Origin of the sequence: Pandoraea sp. B-6 (assembly GCF_000282835.1) — a bacterium.
Lineage (GTDB): Bacteria > Pseudomonadota > Gammaproteobacteria > Burkholderiales > Burkholderiaceae > Pandoraea > Pandoraea cepalis.
Genome location: NZ_KB290560.1, coordinates 93,439 through 96,119 on the forward strand (window position 1 = coordinate 93,439; position 2,681 = coordinate 96,119).

Below are 2,681 nucleotides of genomic sequence, written 5' to 3' on the forward strand. Positions count from 1 at the left end.
GCGCGGCGTGCGCTGGCCGGTCGAGGACCCGCGCAATCGTGAGATGGGCGAGGCGCGCCTCGCGGCGTCGGAGGCGGCGATCCGCACCGTTGAATCGCTGCAAAAAGTCATTGCGAAGTCGGGCGACGAACTCGACACTGCCGTGTGCGCCGAAGCGGCCGCGCGGGTGATGGGGCGGTATCGCCGCACGCTCAACGCGTCGAACGCGACCGACGACGAGATGCGCGTGCGCGCGGTGCGTGAGGTCGAAGTCGAACGCCGGCTGCGCGCCGCCGCCCTGCAGGCCGAGCGCGGGGAACTGTCGCGTCTGCGCCTGGCGCACCGCATCAACGACGAGACGCTGCGCGAATTGATCAGCGAGATCGACTTCGCCGAACTTGCGCTCGGCCCGGTCGACCCGGCCACCGGCAAACGTTACAAGCGCAACAAGCAGTGAGCGCACTGACAGCACTGACCTGAACCGTCTGCGGCGCACGCGGGGAGGGCAGGGCAAACGAGGGAAGACGCATGATGGAATGTCCGTTTTGCACCGGAGAGGGCGGCGATGTCGTATGGCGCGACCCGGTGCTGCGCGTGGTGCTGGCGAATGAGATCGGCTACCCGGGCTTCGCTCGGGTGATCTGGCATGCCCACGTCGCCGAAATGAGCGATCTGCCCGCGGCGGCGCGCGAGCATGTGATGCGCGCTGTGTTCGCCGTCGAGACAGCCCAGCGCACAGTCATGTCGCCGCACAAGATCAACGTGGCGAGTCTGGGCAACATGGTGCCGCACGTGCACTGGCACGTGATTCCGCGATATCGCGACGACGTTCATTTTCCCGGCTCGGTCTGGAGCGCGCCGCAACGCGAGGTGCCGGCGGCGGTGCTCGCCGAGCGCGCCGCCTGGACACCCGCCCTGCGCGAGGCCGTGGTGGCGGAATTGAATCGTCTCCCGGCGTGGCCGGCATGACCGTTGAGGCCTGAGCGGCTATACTGCCGGCCGATGTGTCGCATGTCGGCGCACCGACCGATTATTCTGGAGCAAGACCATGGCTGGGCTGGAGAAAGACACGCCGATTCCCGTTTCCTTGACGCTGCATCGCACATCGAAGGTGCTGGAACTGGGCTACGAGGACGGAACACACTACCGCCTGCCGTTCGAATTCCTGCGCGTACTCTCGCCGTCGGCGGAAGTGCGTGGCCACGGCCCGGGGCAGGAGACGCTGCAAACCGGCAAGCGCGATGTCGATCTGATTGGCCTGGAGCCGATCGGCAATTACGCCGTGCGCCCGGTGTTTTCGGACGGACACGATACCGGCATCTATTCGTGGGATTACCTCTACGAGCTGTGCGTGCGTCAGGACGCGCTGTGGCAGGAATACCTGGACAAGCTCGCGTCAGCGGGGGTCGATCGCGACACGCCGATGTCGTCGCCGGCTGCGGGTGGCTGCCACCACCATTGAGGCCCCGGCGGGGCGCACGTGCGTGTGGCGCGCCCGCTTACATGAATCTGGGAGATTGCAATGGGCCAACAGACCCACTTCGGTTATGAAACCGTCGACGAGAAGGAAAAGGCCGGTAAGGTCGCCGAGGTGTTCCATTCGGTCGCGAGCAAGTACGACATCATGAATGACCTGATGTCGGGTGGACTGCACCGGATCTGGAAAGCCTTCACGATCGGACGCGCCGCCGTGCGCCCCGGCTTCAAGGTGCTCGACATAGCGGGCGGCACGGGCGACCTGTCGAAGGCGTTTGCGCGCGCGGCCGGCCCAACCGGCGAAGTCTGGCTCACCGACATCAACGAATCGATGCTGCGCGTGGGGCGCGATCGCCTGCTCGACGCAGGCATCGTCACCCCGACCCTGCTGTGCGATGCCGAAAAGCTGCCGTTCCCGTCGAACTATTTCGATGTGGTCACCGTGGCGTTTGGCCTGCGCAACATGACGCACAAGGATGCCGCGCTCGCCGAAATGCGCCGCGTGATCAAACCGGGCGGCAAGGTCATGGTGCTCGAGTTCTCGAAGGTTTGGCAGCCGCTCGAGAAGGCGTACGACACCTATTCGTTCAAGGTGCTGCCGTGGCTCGGTTCGCGCATCGCGGGCGACGCCGACAGCTACCGCTATCTGGCCGAGTCGATTCGCATGCACCCGGACCAGGAAACGCTCAAGTCCCTGATGGAACAGGTCGGTCTCGAACGTGTGGAATATCACAACCTGACCGCAGGGGTCGTCGCGCTGCATATCGGACGCAAATTCTGAGTTTGCGCTCACTTACATGACGCACCCCAGCGCCCCGGACTGCGGAAAAAAGCCGCGCCGGGGCGTTTCTCTAAGAACGAGCTAATTCTGCTGTGGCAGAATCGGCCGTCGCCTCATCTGGTTTCAGTACGTAAAAAAGTGCTGAACCATTCCGGTTGACGCCTGTCAGTAGACAGCAACCTATAAACTCCACGGAGAGACCAGAACGATGTTCCAGTTCCTGAAAAACAAGCTGTTGTTGGGCGTGGTGGCCGGCGTAGTGGCGGTCGGCATGACGATCGCGGACGCCGATGCCAAACGCGTTGGCGGCGGCCGGAGCATCGGCAAGCAGTCCAGCACCGTGACGCAGCGCCAGCAAGCGCCGCAACAACCGACGCAAGCCACGCCGGGCACCGCACCGCAGCAGGCCGCACCGGCGGCAGCAGGGGCCGGTGCCGCAGGGGCC

At 64.8% G+C, this 2,681-nt stretch carries 3 protein-coding genes and 2 pseudogenes; all 5 read left to right on the plus strand.

The annotated features are described in order from the left end of the window. A pseudogene (locus tag A985_RS29570) lies at positions 1-436 on the plus strand (hypothetical protein); the annotation flags it as partial. Positions 437-510: 74 nt separating this feature from the next. Next, positions 511-948 (plus strand): HIT family protein, encoded by a 438-nt coding sequence (locus A985_RS0122120; protein ID WP_026132289.1) that lies wholly within the window; start codon positions 511-513, stop codon positions 946-948. Positions 949-1,027: 79 nt separating this feature from the next. Next, entirely contained in the window at positions 1,028-1,441 is a 414-nt protein-coding gene (locus tag A985_RS0122125) for a gamma-butyrobetaine hydroxylase-like domain-containing protein (RefSeq protein ID WP_017235566.1), read from the plus strand. A 60-nt stretch (positions 1,442-1,501) separates the two neighbouring features. After that, positions 1,502-2,236 (plus strand): bifunctional demethylmenaquinone methyltransferase/2-methoxy-6-polyprenyl-1,4-benzoquinol methylase UbiE, encoded by a 735-nt coding sequence (ubiE, locus tag A985_RS0122130; protein WP_017235567.1) that lies wholly within the window; start codon positions 1,502-1,504, stop codon positions 2,234-2,236. A 208-nt stretch (positions 2,237-2,444) separates the two neighbouring features. Beyond that, positions 2,445-2,681, plus strand: a pseudogene (locus A985_RS0122135) (hypothetical protein); the annotation flags it as partial.

Coding starts and splice junctions, on each gene's coding strand:
- A985_RS0122120 (WP_026132289.1), top strand. CDS start 511: ATGGAATGTCCGTTTTGCACCGGAGAGGGCGGCGATGTCGTATGGCGC.
- A985_RS0122125 (WP_017235566.1), top strand. CDS start 1,028: ATGGCTGGGCTGGAGAAAGACACGCCGATTCCCGTTTCCTTGACGCTG.
- ubiE (WP_017235567.1), top strand. CDS start 1,502: ATGGGCCAACAGACCCACTTCGGTTATGAAACCGTCGACGAGAAGGAA.